This window comes from Enterococcus sp. AZ156, from assembly GCF_051714165.1.
Taxonomy (GTDB): domain Bacteria; phylum Bacillota; class Bacilli; order Lactobacillales; family Enterococcaceae; genus Enterococcus_B; species Enterococcus_B pernyi.
The window spans coordinates 2,750,001-2,771,322 of the sequence record NZ_JBIORI010000001.1; the positions used below are offsets into that span (position 1 = coordinate 2,750,001).

Genomic DNA, 21,322 nt, shown 5'->3' on the forward strand with positions numbered 1-21,322 from the left:
GTGCCCAACTAAATGATGGCAACTAACAATAAGGGTTGCGCTCGTTGCGGGACTTAACCCAACATCTCACGACACGAGCTGACGACAACCATGCACCACCTGTCACTTTGCCCCCGAAGGGGAAGCTCTATCTCTAGAGTGGTCAAAGGATGTCAAGACCTGGTAAGGTTCTTCGCGTTGCTTCGAATTAAACCACATGCTCCACCGCTTGTGCGGGCCCCCGTCAATTCCTTTGAGTTTCAACCTTGCGGTCGTACTCCCCAGGCGGAGTGCTTAATGCGTTAGCTGCAGCACTGAAGGGCGGAAACCCTCCAACACTTAGCACTCATCGTTTACGGCGTGGACTACCAGGGTATCTAATCCTGTTTGCTCCCCACGCTTTCGAGCCTCAGCGTCAGTTACAGACCAGAGAGCCGCCTTCGCCACTGGTGTTCCTCCATATATCTACGCATTTCACCGCTACACATGGAATTCCACTCTCCTCTTCTGCACTCAAGTCTCCCAGTTTCCAATGACCCTCCCCGGTTGAGCCGGGGGCTTTCACATCAGACTTAAGAAACCGCCTGCGCTCGCTTTACGCCCAATAAATCCGGACAACGCTTGCCACCTACGTATTACCGCGGCTGCTGGCACGTAGTTAGCCGTGGCTTTCTGGTTAGATACCGTCAAGGGGTGAACAGTTACTCTCACCCTTGTTCTTCTCTAACAACAGAGTTTTACGATCCGAAAACCTTCTTCACTCACGCGGCGTTGCTCGGTCAGACTTTCGTCCATTGCCGAAGATTCCCTACTGCTGCCTCCCGTAGGAGTTTGGGCCGTGTCTCAGTCCCAATGTGGCCGATCACCCTCTCAGGTCGGCTATGCATCGTGGCCTTGGTGAGCCGTTACCTCACCAACTAGCTAATGCACCGCGGGTCCATCCATCAGCGGCACCGTAAAGCGCCTTTCAAAACGAAACCATGCGGTTTCGATTGTTATACGGTATTAGCACCTGTTTCCAAGTGTTATCCCCTTCTGATGGGCAGGTTACCCACGTGTTACTCACCCGTTCGCCACTCCTCTTTTCCCGGTGGAGCAAGCTCCGGTGGGAAAAGAAGCGTTCGACTTGCATGTATTAGGCACGCCGCCAGCGTTCGTCCTGAGCCAGGATCAAACTCTCATAATATGCTAGTTCCTCACAGCGAAAGCTGATGTGGAACTGTAGTCCGAAATTTACTTTCGAACATCATATAGTTCATTTGTTAAGCTCAATTGTTTGCTAGCATATTGCTTGCTTGTTAAAAATGTTTGTTGTCTTGAATTGAATCAAGACGCCCTACACATTTGGTTTGTCTTACTTTGTTCAGTTTTCAAAGGTCTACGTGATAATTGAAACACAACTGCCTCAACTTATCGTTTGTGATTGCCGTAGCAACTTTTATATCTTAGCAAACTCTCGAATGATTGTCAACTATTTTTTAAAAGTTTTTTGAACTCGTTTTTCACGAGGTCGTTTTAGCAACTCACTTATCATAACTCACCGTTTGTTATTTGTCAACATGTTTTTTTGTTTATTTCTTAATAAAATCAACATCTAAAAACTCATCTCTCATAACCAACTTCGTTATATTATCACATGGAATTATGATTGTCAATAAAACTTTTAAACAAATTTCATGATTGTTTTCATGTTTCAGCAACGTTGACTATACTATCATTAAAAAAAAGATTGGTCAAGGTAAAATTTAACTTTCACTGCACCTAATCTTTTTTTATTTATTTCATTCCATTTCTATTTCCTGATAGTTGAAATAATCAAAATCAGCATAGCTCCCTCCTCTTACGTTTAAATCATGCACACCAATACCAACAAAGTTTCCTGTAAAACCACCTGTTAGTGTCTGCACATCAATTTCAGCACCGATTTTTTTCCAGTCTTGCGAACGTTTCACATAAAATTGTCCAAAAGTCTTTTCAACAACTACTTTAATCACTGTCTCTCTTCCTCTTAGCGGATAAATTTCAGGCCTAATCGTAACATGACCGTCAACTGCACTAAGTAATCGGAGACACTTCCCTATCTTTTCATCCTAGGTCACACAGCAATAATAATAATTTTCTTCATTTAGAAAAAGAAGCAGCCCAGCCATTTGGTTGAAGTGCTTTGGCTCATATTCCATCTTAGTTTGTGCAATAAATGAAAACGTTGTTTGCCGTATCGCTAATAAGTGTTGGTCAAACGTTGACTGCAGTGATTCTCCTGCGAGCATTCTTAGATAGCCATATCGGCTAGTCAAATCGCACCAAGTTGTGTTTGGTAAACAACGACGAGCGTTCCAACTTTTTTTCATTTCACCTGCAAAATCATCAAAAAAACAAGAATTGATCTTTTGGATCACTTTCTCTTGTGTTGGAATGGTGACGATCTCTCTTGGTTCATTTCCTCCTTCTTTTATCCGCAACCAATAGTCTTCCGTCCAATACACTTCTTGAATAGCTGTTTCTCTACCTAAGATAGCAACACCTTCGATAGGGCGAGTACAAAGATGGACTATATACCATCTGTCGAATTCTGTTTGAACTAAACTTGCATGTCCCGCACATTGTAAACTTGAGCTTGGATAACCACTTACTGTCAACATTGGATTTTGGGGATCGACTTTGTATGGTCCTAACAAATCACGACTACGACACACGGTAACAGCATGTCCACTACCAGTACCACCTTCAGCAGTCAGCAAATAATAGTAATCATTGACATAGTAAAGATGAGGTGCTTCGGTCTTTGCGAGTTCGGTTCCTGTAAAGATCGTGTGAATCGACCCGACTAGTTGTTTTTGTTTTGCATCATATTCTTGAATGACGATCCCTGCTGATTTATTAGGTGTAGTTAGTCGAAAATCCCAGATTTCATTCAAAAGCCATTTACTACCTGTACGTGGATCATGAAAAAGCGAGGGATCAAAACCACTACTATTTAGATAGATTGGACTTTCCCAAGGTCCATTGATATCCTCTGCGATCATCATGTAATTGTGGGTGTCTTTAAAAGGACGTGTTACGCTTTTAACCTCTGTATAAATAAGATAAAATCGCCCAGCTGAGTAACTGATTTGTGGCGCCCAGATACTTCCATTGATTGGATGACCCTTTAACGATACTTGATCAGTTAAAATATCTGTTTTATGTTCCCAATTAATCAGATCTGTCGATTCATATACACGAATACCTGGTAACCACTCAAAAGAAGAAACGATCACATAATAAGAACTACCCACTTTCAAAATATTCGGGTCCGGATTAAATCCTCGAATGATTGGATTGACTACTTTACTTTGAAACATTTGATCTCCACCTTTGCTCTATTTTTTGGCGATACATACTTGAACCCGCTGCTAATAGATAGAAAAAGACAAAAGGGTACGCAATGAATTGTGTACCGAACAACAGCAGGACTCCTGAAATCAAATAAATGAGTGCCGCCATCGGACTTGCTTTTCCCTTCAACGATAGATAAAGAGCCAGACACAGCCCAACCAATGAGAGGAATAGGCTAACGTTAAACACCCCCGTCATGCTCCGTAGTGACTCAAAGGTTTCTTTTACACTACCAAGGCCCTCTAATGAGAGAGCTTGGTATGTTTCTCGGAAATTTGAAAGAGACATTTGATTGAAGGTCACAGCAATCCCACCAAAAAACAACAAAGCGGTAGACCCACCGATCAAGCCAAAAGTTATTTCCCATTTTTTCGTCATCTAATCGACCTCCGTTTCCACAGTAACCCATGCTTCGCGACAAATTCCCCTTTGATACCTATTATTTTTTTCATAAAAGCGTGCTGTTTGTCTGTTTTGTTTCTCATCCCAGTCATGCCAGCCACTTTGGTAGACATGCGCTCCTACATCACACTCTTCAAATGTCACCTGAGCATACGGACGCCAAGGTCGACCTAAATAGATAGAAGGTGCCTCATAATCTGCAATGATTGCACACCTAAAAAAAAGAAAACCTCGTTCTTGTTCTTTTACCGTTGAAGCGGCTGTGATATAACCATTAGAAGAACTAACCAAACTGTGGATGAAACAGCGGTAAAACAACGCATCTGCCCCACCGAAAATAAAGTCTACCGTCCCTTCGATCCAACATCGTTCATAAGATTGCCGACAATACTTACGCTCCTTTAACACTGGGGTAAAAAATGGGCGACCATCTTTTTGAATCGGAGGCAACGGTCCTGTGCATAATGTATCTTGTTGCCCGCACAACCGACAATTGATCAACTGGACTTGATGGGCATAATTGAATAGCGCGACTGCTTGACCTACTTGTTCTCCTGCACCAGCGTTATTGATGATTTGTATATTTTCGAGACGAATATTTTCTCCTTCAAGAAATAGTGTCGCGGTTCGAAATGTTTCTCTTGCTTCACCAGATGAAAGTGTTTGTTTCGCAAAACGGCATCCAACAATCTTTACTTCTCCTTGTTCAAACATTTGGAAATTTGACAGCCGACATTCGATATATTCATGATAGACCCCTTCTCGAATGATCATGGTCTTTTTTACGTAATTCGGCAATGAGCTAAGATGAGCAATTCCTGCTTGAATGGTCTGATAGTCTGCTTTTCTTGGAATCGGGTCGATCACGATTTCTGTCTTCATTATAGGTACTCCTTTAAAAATGCTTGCCACTTCATTCGCATATCACGTGTTTCAAAGTGTCCACCATTTAAAGAGTATCCTTGAAAATTCGTTGGCACTCCCAATTGTTGATAATACAAATCTAGCTGTTTATTCAAGCGATAGACGCCTTCTGTTGGACACATTCGATCGTTTTTTCCTACTATAGTGAGGCGTTTACGAGGAGCAATTTTTTGCTGAATAGCTAGGGTCGTATACTTCGTCAATAAATCAGGAACATAATAATAGTAACCGTGGTAGTCTAACATTTGATGTTTCAAGAGTGTTTCAACCTCTACTTGGCTAGCTAGGTCAATACATACTTTCACACGTTCATCCAATGCACTTGTCCACCAACTTAATAGTCCACCCATAGATAACCCGATCGTTGCGATACGTTGTGTGTCAATATCTTCTCGTGTTTCCAAGTAGTCGATCAAGCTTATCACATCAAAGATCCGCATTCCCCAAAGTGTTCGTCCTGTTAATAAGAATCGCTTAAAAAGTTCACTTTCAGCAATTCCGCCGCGTTCTTCAAATCCCCAAGCATCAATCGCCCATATACCATACCCCATACTCGTCAAGGCCTTTGCAAACGAAGATTCTACAAAATAGGATGCACCTGCTAGTAATTCACTTTTTCCTAGTGAAAAATCACCCCCATGTGAATGCAGATAGATCACAGCAGGCAAAGGTTCCTTCTTTTTTACTGGATAAACATAAATGGCAGAAACAGGTTCAAGATCATTTAATATCAATTGATAATACTCAATTACTTGATCATCAATGATTTTTTGTGATAAACAGCTACCACTCGGTCTCAAGCAACGTGCGTCTTTCCCTAAGTACTCGATCAACTCCATTTTATTTAAGTTCCTTCTACAATAGATACATTCTTTTTATCCAACTCTGTCGATCGCATACGTTTAATTTCGATATCTTCCGAATCTTCAATCATGATTGCTGGTCCTTCATGATGATCGATCGTGATCTGCTGGAAAGAAATATGCTTACCAAACCGCACATAAAATCCTTGTTGGCGCATGGGTTCTAAACCTGTCATCATAGCTGGTACGCCCGCTTTTGCATCTTTTGCCATTGATATATCGACATGATCGAAAGAAATGTCTTGAACCGCTTGTTCTGCTAGACCATAAATAAATCCCGCGGAAGCATGAACATTTCGAGCAGTGATCGATGAAAAATGAACACGTCGAACTTGTGGCGTTCGCTCATCGATTGGATACACTTCCTTGTCCCAGACATAAGGATCTTTGCCACGAGGCCCGCAAAAATAATAAAGATTGATGACAAACGGACACAGTACTTGGTCCATGATCAAATTAGTTACTCGGACATCTTCGATCATTCCACCTCGACCTCGGCGTGTCTTTAATCGAATTCCACGATCGGTTTGTTGGAATACACAGTTCGAAATCGTTACATTCCGAATCCCGCCACTCATTTCACTGCCCAAAACTACGCCACCATGACCGTGTACCATCGTACAATTAGTGATCGTGATATTTTGACAAGGCACTTTATTAACGGCATCCTCTGTCCCTGCTTTGATCGCAATACAGTCATCGCCCACATCAATATGGCAATTACTGATATGCACATTATGACAAGACTCTGGATCAATACCGTCTGTGTTCGGCGAATCAGCAGGATTACAAATGACTACGTGATCGATAGTCACATCTTGGCAATGATTCGGATGGATCGTCCAACTTGGTGAGTCGACCAACTGGATATCACGAATCGTTACTCGTCGACAATGATCAAAACCAAGCAATTTTGGTCGCGGGTACTCAAGTGTTTCATGCTCCTCTCGAAAAATGCGCCACCAGTTAGGACCACTACCATCTAATTTCCCTAAACCAGTGACAGCAATATTTTCTGCATGTTGCGCATAGATACATGAAGCATAGACCTTTTTAGGTACCCCCTCCCAGCTGGATAAAATGGCTGAATACTGGGCTGGGTCATCTGTAAATTTCAATACTGCTCCAGGAGAAAGATACAACTCCACATTACTTTTCAAGCACAATGGCCCCGTTAAAAACTGCCCACTTGGAATGGTTACTCTTCCCCCACCTGCTTCTGCTACTTGATCAATGGCTTGTTGGATCACCGTCGTGTTGAGTATATCGACTGAGGCACCTAAGCTTAAAATATTTATCACCTAGATACACCTTCCACTTCTACTAAGGCTTGCAAAAAAGCCCCAACACCTTTTTGATCATTACATACGATTGGCTCACTAATATAGTAGGCATAAGAACCATCTCTTTGGTCCGCCCCGCCTAAACCTGCAACTTGGCAATTTTTATTCAGATTCAACCAGCCTTCTTTTGTTTCCAAAACAAATTCATCAAATAAGCCTTGATAAGATTTTTTCAACTGAGGAAACCACACTTCCTTCTCCAATATTCCTATGCGAATCCCCTTTGCCATCGCATAAACGAACATGCTGCTTCCTGAAGCTTCTAGATAATTCCCTTTACGATTCGTTTCGGTTGTTACTTGGTACCAGGTGCCAGTTTCTGATTGATAAGGTAACAATGCTTCTAATGTGGATGTCAGAATCCGCCCCAATAATCGACAATCCACTTCTTTATGCAACAACTCGTAAGTATCAACACACGCCATCAAATACCAACCAATTGAGCGGCTCCAAAAATGATGAGATAATCCCGTTTCTGTATCCGCCCAAGGTTGAACCTTTTTTCATCCCACGCATGGAACAATAAATTCGTTTTTGAGTCGAACAATCGCTGATAACTGATCTCGAATTGACATAAAACATCTTGATAGTCTTTTTTCGACGTAAAGGTTTGGATATATTCCGCATAAAAAGGCGCTCCCATGTACAATCCATCTAACCATATTTGCCAAGGATAGATTGCCTTATGCCAAAATACACCTTCAGATGTTCGTGGGTGATTCAACAATTGTTTGGCGCAAGTTTCTGCTGCTTTGCGATATTTCTCATCTCCTGTTTCTTTATAGAGTATAAAGAACAGTTTTCCGGTATTGATATGGTCGATATTGTATTCTTCTAATTCATAGCCTTTGATCGATCCATCTTCTTGTACGAAGTAATCAATGTTTGTTTGGATGAAGTCTAAGTACTTCTTCTCCTTTGTTTTCAGCCATAACAACTGAAATCCTTTCAAAACAACGCCATAATCATAAGACCATTTCTGTTTATATCCTTTATCTAGATACAAATAGGGTGTACGCGCCATAATACTATCTGCTAATTTCTCTGACCAATTCAATCTTCTTCCTCCAATCAATCATTTTAAGAGAGAAAGGGCTGCGGTTGGAATGGTTACAGCCCTTTCTTGATATATCTACTATTGCTGTGCAGCTTTATAAGCCTCTTCGTATTCTTCAGCAATTTGATCGCCACCTTGGGCACGCCAATTGCTGATTGCTTGTTTGAATCCATCTTCATCTATTTGTCCCATAATATATTGGACAGTTGCATCGATCATGATTTTTTCGATTTCTGAACCGACTTCATTGTTTTTCTCTGAATCTAATGGAACCGTTGGATCTAACACAACAAACTGTTCATTTTCCTTGACTAATTGATTGGATAATTCTTTCTCTGGATCAGCATCTTTAAACGAAAATGTGACTTCACTGGGTCTTGAACTAGACAATGGTTGCACTTCCTGTTGCCAAAGATCCATGTCGATATATTCGATTGCGCCATCGTCTTGCAATTGGTAATGTGTTCCTTCAATACCACCTGTCATCAATTTATACATATCTTCTTCTAATAAATCATCGACAAACTGAAGTAATTTCTTCAATTGTGCTTCATCTTTGACCGAGGATTTAGGAAATGCCAATAATCCCCCTACGCCATTTCCTTCTGACCACACATGATAATCCCCATCTTCACCATCTGATATTTTATTTACTGGCACAAGCTCCATCTCTGGTTGAATATCTTTCCCCATATTTTTTAGGTTTTTGATATCGATCATCCCGGTATATATCCCTGTCTTACCTTGTGCAAATTGTTCCTGTTGGTCTGTCTTTTGAGTCACTGCAAAGTCTTGCGCTAAGTAACCGTTTTCAAATAAATCTCTAGAAAAATCCATCGCTTTCTTATATTCATCTGTATCAAATTCGGGAGTAAATTTCCCGTTGCTCTCTACTTTCCAACCATTTGGTGCGCCGTAATACGAAGTGAATAATTTGAAGCTTGTATAACGGATATCACTTGGCGCGCGATCGCCAAAACCAACCGTATCATCGACACCATTGCCGTCTGGATCATTTTCTGTGAATTGTTTTGCTACTCCATAAAGTTCATCCAATGTATCTGGTACTTCTAAGCCTAGATTATCTAACCAATCTTTCCGGATAACTAAACCTGCACGAGCATAGTCTTTTTGCATAGGTACGCCATACAATGCACCATCGATACTTGCCGCTTCGATTCGATCCTCTGATATTTTACTTAAATTTTTATAGTCAGCTAAATAATCAGACACATCCCAGAAAACACCGGACTTCAATGCATTTCGTACAGAGGAATTTTTTAGCATAGCAATTTGTAGTGTCACGATATCTCCCAGCTCATTTGAAGCTAATGCAGTGGTCAACCGTTCCTCTTTTGACGCATCAGGAATCCAGTTAAACGTCAATTCTGTATTGGTTTTCTCCTCGATTTTATCAACGATCGTATCATTAGGTGGTGAAGCTGTATGTAAAATGTTCAACCACGTGATTCGCGTTTTCCCATCCTCTGTATCTGCGGATGTGTCACTTGAATCATTGCCACAAGCTGACAAAGCAAGTATGCTGAGTAAACCGATCCCTGCTGTTACTAACGTTTTTTTCTTCATAATTGTTCTCCTTCACTGAATGTATTTTTATCTATTGCTACTTCTTTCTTTTTAAGACGATCAAATAGTTACACCGCTGTCCAAGTGATGGCAAAAAAGAAGAAGCTACTCCCCATGAACGTCAACATACCCGGCATCAAGCGAATAATTATCGCGTAACTACCAATAATGATCAACAGTAAAACGAGTGAATAATGTAACTGAGAAAAACCGAATAAAAAAGCCATTTTGATTTTATAAAACATCCCTTGCCATTGGTAATGGGCCATAATTGGGAAAATATATAGTGCAGATAACACGTAAAAAAAGCTAATGACCAAAATCACAACGCGTAAATACCAATTTTGGATATAGGCAAGATCTACGTATAAGACGAAAGCAACTGAAAAATACAACCAACTGATCAACAACGTTTCTTTGTAGTTTTCTTTAAAATAGTGAAAGTACGTCTGTGTCAGTGGAAAATCCTCAGATGAGCGTAACCACTTCCGGATTACTGAGACCATTGCGTAAGACGCTGGACCAAAAGTGAATAGTCCGAGACCCAAAACAACTAATATTCCCCACAAAAAATTTAAGTAAATGAGTTGTAGGAGTCTGATTAATTTTTTATTTGTACTCTCTAACTTTTGCAACATCTGTTTGCTCCTTTTCTAGTACACACCGTCTTCACCCAGTTTTTTTGCTACCTTGTTCGCAAGTATGACCATAAACAAGCCTACTACACCTTTGAACAAGCCCATTGAAGTACTAAAACTTAATTGTCCATTTTTCAATCCAGCAGTATAGATATATGTATCAAAAATCTCTGCCACACTGCGATTCAATGAATTGAGTAGTAAGTACATATGCTCAAATCCTAGGTCAAGTGTTTGACCTATTTTCAAAATCAACAAGGTAATGATCACTGGACGGATCGCAGGTAATGTCACATGCCATGTCTTACGTAAACGTCCTGCGCCATCCATTTCGGCTGCTTCATATAATTGCGTATCTACTGCGGTAATCGCAGAAAGGTAAATGATTGTTGACCAACCGAGTTCTTTCCAAATCACCTGTCCAATGTAGACTGTTCGTGTCCAATCAGGTGATGTCAAAAAACTTATTTTATCTAACCCAATACTGGCCAAAAATTCATTGATGACTCCACCGTCCACATTTAAAAAAACATAGGTGATCGAGACGATGATGACCCAAGACATGAAATGTGGAATGTAAATGATTGTTTGGATACTATTCTTGAATCGCTTGCTGGTTACTTCATTCAATAGAAGCGACAGAATGATCGGCATTGGGAAAAAGACAAAAATATTCAGTCCAAACAAAATCAGCGTATTCCTCAACAACATAAAAAATGTTGGTTCAGTAAATAAACGAATAAAGTGCTTGAAACCAACCCAAGGACTCCCCAGAATCCCCAGATAGGGTTGATAGTCTTGGAACGCAATCACTAAGCCACCCATAGGTAAATATCTGAAAACAATGAAATAAAGGATTCCTGGAAGAATCATCAAGTACAAAAATTTATTCGTTTTGATTCCAGCAATCGTCTTCCTTCTTCTTTTTGTTCGTTCTTCCTTTTTTGATAAAGTAATTGAACCTAGCTCTCTTTTTACACTCTCCATAAGCCCTCCTTGTTAAACATTGTGTGACTTTAATCGCTATCCACAGCATAAAGGAAGAAAAGTGATTCCGTATATAATCATTTTCACTGACGTAGGTAACTGGCGATCATCACTTGATTAATCACTTTTCTGCTTCATCTGTTTGATTTTTTAGGAAATGCCCGTTCCATCTATATGAAACCTCCTGATTTACCCTCCCTAAAAAATGATTATGTACGTAATTTCAAGCAGATGATAGATTGGAGGTACAAAAATACTTATGGTTTAAAGGAGGGTTCTCTCTAAATGAAAAAAAAGGTTTCGCTTGGAGAAAAAAGCTTTACGATTTTTAATTCTATTTTTCTACTATTATTAGCTTTGATCTGTATCGTACCGTTTTTAAATATCATCGCCACTTCATTTGCTTCTACACAAGAAGTCGTAGCAAAAAAATTCATCCTTTTCCCGACTACGTTTTCTTTAGATGCCTATCGTTACATCTTATCTACACCAACGATTTTTCGAGCTTTAGCTGTTTCTATTGGTGTTACTGGGCTTGGGACAGTCGTCAGCATGTGCGTGACTTCATTGATGGCCTATGGATTATCACGTAAATATCTTTTTGGGCGAGGCTTTTTTAACTTTATGGTTGTCTTCTCCATGCTCTTTAGTGGTGGAATGATCCCGACATTCTTAGTGGTGCGCTCTTTGGGGTTGATCAATTCGTACTGGTCGATGATCCTACCTGTAACTGTCAACGCCATGAACATGATCATCATGCGTAACTTTTTTCAAGCTTTACCTAATAGTTTAGAAGAATCTGCCAAAATGGATGGCTGTACTGATTTTGGGGTCTTTTTCAAAATTATGTTGCCTCTTGCTTTACCTTCTATTGCGACGATTTCACTTTTTTATGCTGTGACCTATTGGAATACTTATATGACGGCGATTTTATACATTAACGATTCCTCAAAATGGCCGATCCAAATCTTGTTACGTCAAATTGTGATCGTGTCAAGTGGAATGCAAGCAGAAAGTAGTGCTGTCGATATCATCCCGCCGGCACAGACGATCAAAATGGCCGTCATTGTAATTGCTACAGTGCCAATGTTGGTTGCTTATCCGTTTGTTCAAAAGTACTTTGTGAAAGGGGCATTGGTCGGCTCTGTCAAAGGTTGACCCTTTCACACTTAAAGATACGCGTAAAAATAATTATTCATTCAAATAGCACGATCTAAGAAAAATTCATTTTTCAAAGATCGTGCTATTTCTCGCAATCGAAACAACTATTTTTCCTAAATAACTTATGTAGGACTTTAATGATCGGCGTTCACTAAGTTGTCCTCAACGGTTTTTCTTACGGTACTCACCAGGAGTGACGGATTCTTTCTTTTTGAAAAAGCGAATAAAGTTTTGTGAGTTACGATATTTGAGTCTTTCTGCAATTTCTTTCACGGATAACGTCGTTTCTTTCAACCATTTCTTAGCGATCTCTAAGCGGTAGTTCTGAATGAAATCTCCAAAGTTTTCACCGGTTTCTTTCTTGAACACATTACTCAAATAGTTAGGATTATAGTGCAGACGGTCTGCCACCATGTCTAGTGATAGATCACGATCGTATTCGCTATAGATGATATGGATCATTTTTTCTGATAACGATTTAAACTCTTGCTCCGTGATTTCTTGAGCACTTTTTGTGATTGGTTGAACAAATTGTTCTAACAGCAATTGTTCAAGTTCTTGAGAATGATAAGTATGTAATACCTTAACATATATTTGCTTCAATTCTTCAAACTGCGTAATATTCACACCCAATAGTTGTCCCAACTGAACAAATTCATTGACTAACCGAATAGCTACAACTTCTCGATTCAATCGATTTTTATTTTGAGTGAACATCTCAATGATCAATTCGTGAAGAAGGTGACTGACGTGTTCGTCTCCTGAACGGATGGCTTCAAATAAACGATTTTGTTGTTTCATCGGATATTTGATCAATGTCTTCTCCTGCTGCTCTGAGATGATTTCATGGTAGAACACAATTGAGTTTGGTCCAGTGTTTACCCGATGGTATAAGGCTTCTTTCGCTTGGTCGACAGATTGCTTACTGTCATTGAGCGTAGTAAAACATTCACTGATCCCAATGCTAACAGTCAATTTGAGATATTCTTGAATCATTTTTTGGATCTGACGACAGTGATCCATTACTTTTTTATTCGCGAATGCTTCTTCTTTAGGAATTCGATAAATCGTTGCTTGCATTTCTTCGTTTAGCACGATAGGAATCATTCGTTCTTCTTTAGGAACGATCTCAGCAATCATTTGGTTGATAGCCAATAGCAATAAATCTCGTTCTCCTCCATGGCTGTCTTCTAAAAGATCGATCTGCACGATTGCTGTATAGTAACATTCATTTTGCGAGTCGTAGTTGAACTGCCGTAACCGTTGATCCAACTCCCGTTTTTCCACACGATTTCTAAAGAGACTCAAGACAAATAATGTTTCTAGTTGTGGTTTCTGAGTAATCAAATTTGCACTCAATAGTTCATTTTCACCAATTACTTGGCTCACTGACTGAACAACGTTCTCTAGTTTCTTTCCAGATAAGCCTTCCGAATGAAGATTCAATCGGTCTTGAATCTGGCTGATAGGACGAACATATCGCTCAGAAAAGATATAGGACAAGCCCCCTACTAAAATGATCAAAGTAAAGGATACAGTAGCTAATCCGATTTGCAAGTTTCGGACAGTCGTACCTATAGTTGCAGGATCGATCTCTAATTGATACTGCCATTGATTGTAATCAGATTGGAGCAAGATGAAATTCCGACCATTTCTTTGAACCACTGTTGGTACATTCGCTTCGATATTTTGGACTGTTATCATCCCTTCTCTTGATGATTCAGCATCAGTAAAAAGTATCTCTGCTCCATAATAGATCGTTAAGCGGTCTTCATTGCTTCGTTCAATGATTCGTTTCAGTGCCTGATGGTCGATCGAAGCAAAACCTAGCGCATACTTTTCACTGACTGCTTTAGGTAATGCAACAACCATTTCAATTCCATCTGGTTGTTTCGTCCAAAAAACTTGTTGATCCTGATGGACGTACTGGGCTTTTAAATCAGTCACTTCTTGTGGTGATAGTTGATTCAGCGACCCATTCACGACACCCCAACCGCCTTCTAGGCTGACTAACTTGAACGCATTTTCCTCCATTGCGATCGTTTCAATAAAATTAAGTTCTTTTCGTACTTCGGAATAAATAGTGTAGTCGGTATGATTCAAAGGAGATTGAAATATTTCGGAGAAGTTTTTAGTGGAGCCGTATGTAGCGAAAGAGTATTCAATCGTCCGAAACTTCCATTCTACATTTGTTTTGATTTGTTTCAATAGATTTTGTTTATCTAATAAGTAGTTCTCTTCAATCGATTCATAGGTGTTGGTATAGATAAACAAACTAAAGCCAACGACCAGTACCACACCGATAATAAAAAGCGGCATAAACATTTGATAAAACAACATTTTGTTCCTCATTTAGCTTTCTCCCCCCTCCAGAATTAAAAGGCTTACATTTTATGTAAAATTGATTATCTTCTAAAGCAATGAGTATCTTCACTCTTTCAGATTAACATACTACTATTTAAAAATATAAGTTTTTTTGAAAGAGCAAAACCTAACGATAGCAAGCTATATTGACTAAACCTTTCATTCATATTACGATGAATGCGCTACTAAAAGATTGAACCTAGCATGAAAATCAAAAATAGATTTAGCTATAAAAAAAACATAAAATCTGTCAAAAAGAAGCATGAAACCGTCATAAAAATAACAAACATTGATAATTCTCGTTTCGTTCCAGAGATTTTTATCATAAAATTTTTGTCTCACAGAAAGGAAATCATTCGATGGAAAGATTAACTAAAAAGCAATACCCTAAAAACCAAGCTACAATTACTTGTCTACAGTTTGGTGAAGGAAATTTTATGAGAGGATTCGTTGATTGGCAACTTCAGCAGTTAAACAATCAAGGACTCTATCAAGGAAATGTTGCAATCGTCCAGCCACTAGCTCACGGCTTAAGTGACAAGCTGGCTGAACAAGATCAGCTCTATACGGTTCTACTTCAAGGGTTAATTGATGGCAAAGTCATCGATACGACAGAGCCGATCACTGTGATCGACCGTACGCTCAACCCTTACGAGCAATGGCAAGAATTCCTCGCATTGGCAGAAATCGATGAATTAGCCTTTGTTTTTTCTAATACGACAGAAGCTGGTATTAGTTATCATGAAGCCGATACTCGAAATGATATCCCTCCAACAAGCTTCCCCGCAAAATTGACTGCCTTTTTGTATCATCGATTCAAAATGAATAAAAACGGACTTACGATCATCCCATGCGAATTGATTGATCGCAATGCAGAGCTTTTAAAAAAATTCGTTTTACAGTATGCAAAAAATTGGCAGCTTGAAACAAAATTTGTCGATTGGCTACACCAAGAAAATCATTTTTATTGCAGTTTGGTGGATCGGATCGTTCCTGGATTCCCGAGAGATGAAATCGATGAATTGCACCAACGATTGGGATATGACGATCAACTGTTGGTCAAAGCTGAACCATTTATGTTGTGGGTGATCGAAGCACCAGAGGAATTGAATGAACGCTTACCATTGAAAAAAGCAGGTCTGAATGTTGTTTTGACTGATGATTTGACGCCTTATCGTGAGCGAAAAGTCCATCTACTCAACGGTCCTCATACTGCAATGGTGCCGATTGGTCTACTGTCAAACGTCTCAACAGTCGAAGAAGTCTTGAAAGATCCTCTGCTATCCGATTACATCAACACATTAGTGACTAGTGAATTGATCCCAATGTTACGCTTACCCGAAGAAGAATTGCTGGCGTACGCTAGACAAATCAACGAACGGTTCTTAAATCCTTTTGCACATCATCAATTACATGCGATTGCTTTGAACAGTGTTGCCAAATTTCAAACACGATTACTACCTATTCTAAAAAAATACATTGAAAAAAGGGAAGCGCTCCCTTCCTACCTGACTGTCTCATTTGCTGCCTTGATCTTGCTTTATCGTTCCGATCATTCGAAAATCCAGGTAAACGATGACCCTATGGTACTCGCTAGCTTCGCTGAAGCTTGGGCTGAGCCAGAGACTGCTGTCCTTCAACTATTGAAAAATCCAACGCTTTGGGGCGAAGATCTATCCGTACTTCCTGATTTAACAGAAACAGTTTCACTTTACGTGAAAGAGATCGATCAAAAAGGCATTCGTAACGTATTACATGAATTGAAAGGATGAAAAAAATGACTGATCCAGATTTCTCCACTCGAATCATCCAATTACACCCACAGGACAGCGTTGTCGTAGCTACTACCACGATTCCAACGAATACAACACTTCGCTTCGATGATGTTACGTTAACTACCTTTGAAGAAATCCCCTTAGGCCATAAAATTGCTTTGTCTGATTTGAGCGCAGGGGCTGATGTGATCAAGTATGGCTATCCGATTGGTCATCTCTTGACGGATGTCAAAGCGGGGCAATGGATACATACGCATAATATCAAAACAAATCTTTCTGGTGAGGAAAGCTACCAATACCAACCAAAATCACGCCCCATCGTCTATCCACAAGAAAATCGCACCTTTCAAGGCTATCTTCGTGAAGACGGACAAGCTGGGATTCGCAATGATCTCTTTATCGTTCCAACCGTTGGCTGTGTCAATGGAATTGCTGAATTGATCATCCAAGAGTTTAAAAAACGACATGCAGATGACAATCCTTTCGATCATCTCACAATTTTAAAACATCCTTATGGTTGTTCTCAACTAGGTAAGGACCATGAGAATACGAAAAAGATCTTAGCTGATGCCATCCATCACCCGAATGCTGGCGGTGTGCTTGTATTTGGATTAGGTTGTGAAAATAATACGATACAAGAATTAAAAGCTAGTTTAAATAAATATAACAAACAACGAGTAAAATTTTTAACTGCCCAAGATGTCACTGATGAAATAGCACATGGCGTATCATTACTTGAAGAATTAGCAGAAATCGCACGAAGAGATTTCCGTGTTCCTGTTCCTCTGGATAAACTAACGATCGGTTTGAAATGTGGTGGTTCGGATGGATTGTCAGGGATTACTGCCAATCCATTGCTAGGTGCCTTTTCTGACTATTTGATTTCACAAGGAGGTAGCACGATCTTGACGGAAGTGCCTGAAATGTTTGGTGCCGAACAAGTACTGATGGCACGAGCAGAAAATCAAGAAGTCTTTGAATCGATCGTTCGTTTGATCAATGATTTCAAACAATATTTTCTCTCTTATAATGAACCAGTCTATGAAAATCCTTCTCCTGGAAACAAAGCAGGCGGTATCTCTACCTTAGAAGACAAGTCACTTGGTTGCACCCAAAAAGCAGGAAATTCAACGGTAGTCGATGTGTTAGCCTATGGTGATAAAGTACGTAAAACTGGGCTGAGTTTACTGGAGGCACCCGGTAATGACCTTGTTGCCGCATCTGCGTTAGCTTCTGCTGATTGTCAACTCGTCTTGTTCACCACAGGTAGAGGAACACCTTTTGGTTCTTACGTTCCCACGCTGAAAGTATCAACTAACACACCTTTATTCGAACGAAAACAACATTGGATGGACTTTGATGCTGGTGAATTATTGACTCAATCCATGGCAGAGGTCTTACCTTTATTTATCGATAAGATCATCCGTGTTGCGAGCGGAGAAGAGACAAAAAATGAAGCCAACGACGTAAGAGAACTAGCTATTTTTAAAAATGGTGTCACACTTTGATTTTTCTTATCACTACCTAATCTGAAATTGAAAGAAGTGAAGTAAATGTTTTTATCTGATGATTTTTTATTAACCAATCAATGGTCAAAAAAACTGTACCATTCATCTGCTGAAAAAATGCCGATCATCGACTATCACTGTCATCTATCACCAAAAGAAATTTATGAGAACAAACCTTTCACTAATTTGACAGAAGCCTGGTTGAGTGGCGATCATTACAAATGGCGTTTGATGCGAGCTTGCGGGGTTCCTGAAGAAAAAATCACTGGTCACGCCTCAGATTACGAAAAATTTTATGCTTGGTGTCAAACGGTGCCGAAAATCATAGGCAATCCTTTGTATACTTGGACACATCTTGAATTGAAACGTTTCTTCCAAATCGATTTACTGATCAATGAAGAAAATGCCCTTAACATTTGGGAACAAGCAAATAAACGTTTAGCTGAACCAGCGTTTCGGCGACGAGAGATGGCGAAAAATGCGAAGGTGACTGTCATTTGCACAACAGATGACCCCATCGACGAATTAGTTTATCACGAATTATTGGCAAAAGAAGAACCTGATCTCAAAGTATTACCAGCATTCCGTCCCGATGCTGCGTTAAATCTCACCCACGAGGGATTTTCTGAATGGTTGTCAAAATTGTCTCACGTAATTGGCAAACCAATCGCTGATTACACTTCTTTGATCACCGCATTGAGTCAAAGGATCGACTATTTCCATCAGCATGGCTGTCGCCTATCGGATCATGGATTAGATCGCTTGTCCTATCATACAGCTTCGGAAAATGAGCTTGAACAGATTTTCCAGAAAGCATTGACGAAAGAAACACTGACACAAACAGAAATTGATGCTTATCGAACGGAAACACTCAACCGGCTGATCACTTTATATCATGCGCATGGTTGGACGATGCAGTTGCATCTCCATGCTTATCGTAACTGCAATACCCAAGCATTCACACGCTTAGGGCCAGATACTGGTTATGACGGAATCAACGATCAACCACTAACCAGCCACCTGCAACAGTTATTGGATCATGCCGATCAAACCAGTCAATTACCAAAGACAATCCTTTATTCACTCAATCCAAATGATTATCCCTTACTTCTTGCTCTGATGGGTTGCTTTCAAAAGGAAACCGCCGGAAAACTTCAACTCGGTTCTGGTTGGTGGTATAACGATACCCGAGCAGGCATGCGTGAACAGATGACACAACTTGCTGATGGCGGTGTTTTAGGAAATTTCGTCGGTATGTTGACGGATTCTCGCAGCTTTCTCTCTTATACACGACACGAGTATTTCCGACGCGTTCTCTGTGAGCTGATCGGTGAAATCGTGGAACGAGGTGAAGCGCCCGAAGACATCCATCTTTTAGGAACCTTAGTGGAAGATATCTGTTATACAAATGCGCGAAACTATTTCGGTTTTTTTGAGGAAGAAGAATGACTATGCAAACGATCCATATCGCAGGCGACTCCACTGCTTCGATCAAACACATGACTGCTCGACCAGAAACCGGCTGGGGAGAAGTTCTTGGTAAATACTTCCAGCCTAAGATTCGGGTAAACAATCAAGCAAAAAATGGCCGTAGTTCAAAATCATTCATTGAAGAAGGACGATTCACTCGCTTGAAAGAAGAATTTCAAGCGGGGGACTTTTGGCTGATCCAGTTTGGCCACAACGACCAAAAAATCACTGAAGCAAAAGGAACAGAACCATATGGTGGGTATATAGATGCACTTGCTATCTATGCACAAACAGCCTTATCCTCAAATGTACAGCCAATTTTCTTGACCCCTGTCACGCGACGCCTTTACTTGAAAAATGGGCAATTAGATCCGAACTGCTTAGGAGAATATCCAAAAGCAATGAGGCAATTCGCAGAAAAAAATAACTACCCCATTTTGGATGTTTTCACTCGTTCACAAGCAACTCTTCAACAGTATACGCAAGAAGAAACAAAAAAGTTCTACTTGCATTTACCAGTTGATACTTATGAAAATTATCCCTCAGGACTTTGTGACAACACTCATTTTAGTCCAGAAGGCGCTGCTTTAGTCGCTCAACTCGTCGTTGAACTACTAAAAGAAACTGATCTTCCATTAGTAAATTATCTTGATACTCCTCATATCTAAAACTTGATTCAAAGGATTTACAATTTTACCCAGACAAAGCAAAAACTTAAAGCATACAATATGCTTTAAGTTTTTGTTTTGTCTATTAAATTAGGACTCAATGATACGATCAAAGGCTTTGTGTTCGATCATTATTCTTTTGTTTTTCCGCTAATGAAGGTCTTCTAGCCGTAATTGCCAAGCTGACGCCCTCTTTTAATTTTTCAAACATAAAAAGATCTTTGTTTTCTACTTGTAGACTTTGGCGGATTTCTTGGAAGATCATTCGTTGGTCTTTCACTGTATAACGTGCATATTCGTGAATATAGCGATGAGTTACCATAAATGAAAGAAGAGCAAAAGGCGTGTGATTCTTTTGTTTTTCTGTTAACCGCTGATATATGACTCGATCCAGTTTTTCTGCCCAGATCAAACTGTTTTGATAATGCTCGAAATGCGTTTTTGTGGATACCCAACGAAAATTTTTATCATAGGCCCATGAATCTTCGACAAGCTGATGTTTCAATTTTTTTAGTGTCTGTAGTAACTCTTTTGTTCGTTTATGTAGGATAAATTGATTGAAAAGGGCTAAGTCAAAAGGTTTCGTAACATTCAATTCTTTAATAGGTGCGGTAATTTCGATCGTCATTTTCTTTGGCATAGGTTCACATCCTCTCGTTTGTTTATCGGTGCCTTTCTGCAACTTAATGATAACAAAGGATGATCCTTGCCTGTCCATCACTTTTTCTTCTGAAAGAAAAAATTGTTTTTCATAAAAAAACTGGCATGAAATCCTTTAGAGATTTCATGCCAGAAAGTTATTTTGTTGGTGACTATTCGCTGTACAAGTCGCGTACTGGTGTCATGATGATACGGTTTAAATCGTTGATGATCGTGCTGAACCCTTGTTCTTTTTGCATCAAGTCATTGATGACTTCTTCTGTTTGGATTTTCATTGCCATTTCTTGCGCTCTGGCAGCATCTTCATCGCTGAATTCTTGTCCGCTCATTTGTTTTTCTTGTAATTCGATCTGCATCGCTTGGAAATCTTTGAACAGTTGGTGTGCTTCTTCATTCGCTTTTACTTTTGCATAAGCTTCTTCTAGCTCTTTGAATTCTTTTAGTTCACGAATCTCACGTTCGATTTGATTTGCACTATCATAAATATTTGACATACGACGGCCTCTTTTCTTCTATTTAATAAACTCTATTGTAACATGAGGTGATTTGTTTTCAAAG

The 21,322-nt window shown here is 39.8% G+C and carries 14 protein-coding genes, 1 rRNA gene and 3 pseudogenes (1 of these 18 running past the window's edge); 5 read left to right on the forward strand and 13 right to left on the reverse strand.

Features of this window, described 5'->3' with window-relative positions; genetic code table 11:
• The 10 genes and pseudogenes from IGJ95_RS13035 to IGJ95_RS13080 all read right to left on the reverse strand — a co-directional run.
• Positions 1-1,165, reverse strand: a 16S ribosomal RNA gene (locus IGJ95_RS13035) (it extends 396 nt beyond the left edge of the window).
• Between the two features lie 595 nt (positions 1,166-1,760).
• Positions 1,761-3,323: pseudogene (locus IGJ95_RS13040) on the reverse strand (glycoside hydrolase family 43 protein).
• Positions 3,310-3,735 (reverse strand): DUF4064 domain-containing protein, encoded by a 426-nt coding sequence (locus tag IGJ95_RS13045; RefSeq protein WP_153830608.1) that lies wholly within the window; start codon positions 3,733-3,735, stop codon positions 3,310-3,312. The pseudogene IGJ95_RS13040 and the gene IGJ95_RS13045 overlap by 14 nt, the downstream one beginning before the upstream one ends.
• Entirely contained in the window at positions 3,736-4,641 is a 906-nt protein-coding gene (locus IGJ95_RS13050; RefSeq protein WP_438762076.1) for a pectinesterase family protein, read from the reverse strand.
• Positions 4,641-5,522, reverse strand: a complete 882-nt coding sequence (locus IGJ95_RS13055; protein WP_438762078.1) for an alpha/beta hydrolase family protein — start codon at positions 5,520-5,522, stop codon at positions 4,641-4,643. The genes IGJ95_RS13050 and IGJ95_RS13055 overlap by 1 nt, the downstream gene beginning before the upstream one ends.
• Before the next feature lie 5 nt (positions 5,523-5,527).
• Positions 5,528-6,847 (reverse strand): glycoside hydrolase family 28 protein, encoded by a 1,320-nt coding sequence (locus IGJ95_RS13060; RefSeq protein WP_324186897.1) that lies wholly within the window; start codon positions 6,845-6,847, stop codon positions 5,528-5,530.
• Positions 6,844-7,913: pseudogene (locus IGJ95_RS13065) on the reverse strand (glycoside hydrolase family 88/105 protein). The gene IGJ95_RS13060 and the pseudogene IGJ95_RS13065 overlap by 4 nt, the downstream one beginning before the upstream one ends.
• 111 nt (positions 7,914-8,024) lie before the next feature.
• Positions 8,025-9,533, reverse strand: coding sequence for an extracellular solute-binding protein (locus IGJ95_RS13070; RefSeq protein ID WP_062806088.1), 1,509 nt, complete (start codon positions 9,531-9,533; stop codon positions 8,025-8,027).
• 74 nt (positions 9,534-9,607) lie between these two features.
• Positions 9,608-10,171, reverse strand: a pseudogene (locus IGJ95_RS13075) (YesL family protein); the annotation flags it as partial.
• 15 nt (positions 10,172-10,186) lie between these two features.
• Complete coding sequence (locus IGJ95_RS13080) at positions 10,187-11,158, reverse strand: ABC transporter permease (protein WP_062806086.1); 972 nt, start codon at positions 11,156-11,158, stop codon at positions 10,187-10,189.
• Between the two features lie 285 nt (positions 11,159-11,443).
• On the opposite strand from IGJ95_RS13080, the gene IGJ95_RS13085 reads away from it, so the two are divergent.
• A complete protein-coding gene (locus tag IGJ95_RS13085) occupies positions 11,444-12,316 on the forward strand; it encodes a carbohydrate ABC transporter permease (RefSeq protein WP_023520460.1) in 873 nt (290 codons plus the stop codon).
• A 165-nt stretch (positions 12,317-12,481) separates the two neighbouring features.
• On the opposite strand, the gene IGJ95_RS13090 is transcribed toward IGJ95_RS13085, so the two are convergent.
• Positions 12,482-14,671, reverse strand: a complete 2,190-nt coding sequence (locus IGJ95_RS13090) for a helix-turn-helix domain-containing protein (RefSeq protein WP_010734173.1) — start codon at positions 14,669-14,671, stop codon at positions 12,482-12,484.
• A 371-nt stretch (positions 14,672-15,042) separates the two neighbouring features.
• On the opposite strand from IGJ95_RS13090, the gene IGJ95_RS13095 reads away from it, so the two are divergent.
• From IGJ95_RS13095 to IGJ95_RS13110, 4 genes are read left to right on the forward strand one after another with little or no spacing between them, the layout of a single operon-like run.
• Entirely contained in the window at positions 15,043-16,455 is a 1,413-nt protein-coding gene (locus IGJ95_RS13095; RefSeq protein WP_041684313.1) for a tagaturonate reductase, read from the forward strand.
• A gap of 5 nt (positions 16,456-16,460) precedes the next feature.
• Positions 16,461-17,966, forward strand: a complete 1,506-nt coding sequence (locus tag IGJ95_RS13100; protein WP_023520463.1) for a UxaA family hydrolase — start codon at positions 16,461-16,463, stop codon at positions 17,964-17,966.
• 45 nt (positions 17,967-18,011) lie between these two features.
• Positions 18,012-19,415, forward strand: a complete 1,404-nt coding sequence (gene uxaC / locus IGJ95_RS13105) for a glucuronate isomerase (protein WP_010734170.1) — start codon at positions 18,012-18,014, stop codon at positions 19,413-19,415.
• Between the two features lie 2 nt (positions 19,416-19,417).
• Complete coding sequence (locus tag IGJ95_RS13110; RefSeq protein WP_438762207.1) at positions 19,418-20,104, forward strand: rhamnogalacturonan acetylesterase; 687 nt, start codon at positions 19,418-19,420, stop codon at positions 20,102-20,104.
• A 109-nt stretch (positions 20,105-20,213) separates the two neighbouring features.
• Here the strand turns inward: IGJ95_RS13110 and IGJ95_RS13115 are convergent, their stop codons facing one another.
• Together IGJ95_RS13115 and IGJ95_RS13120 are read right to left on the reverse strand one after the other, a co-directional pair.
• Entirely contained in the window at positions 20,214-20,744 is a 531-nt protein-coding gene (locus IGJ95_RS13115; protein ID WP_023520465.1) for a hypothetical protein, read from the reverse strand.
• A 172-nt stretch (positions 20,745-20,916) separates the two neighbouring features.
• Entirely contained in the window at positions 20,917-21,258 is a 342-nt protein-coding gene (locus tag IGJ95_RS13120; protein WP_010734167.1) for a YlbF family regulator, read from the reverse strand.
• Positions 21,259-21,322 lie beyond the last annotated feature (64 nt).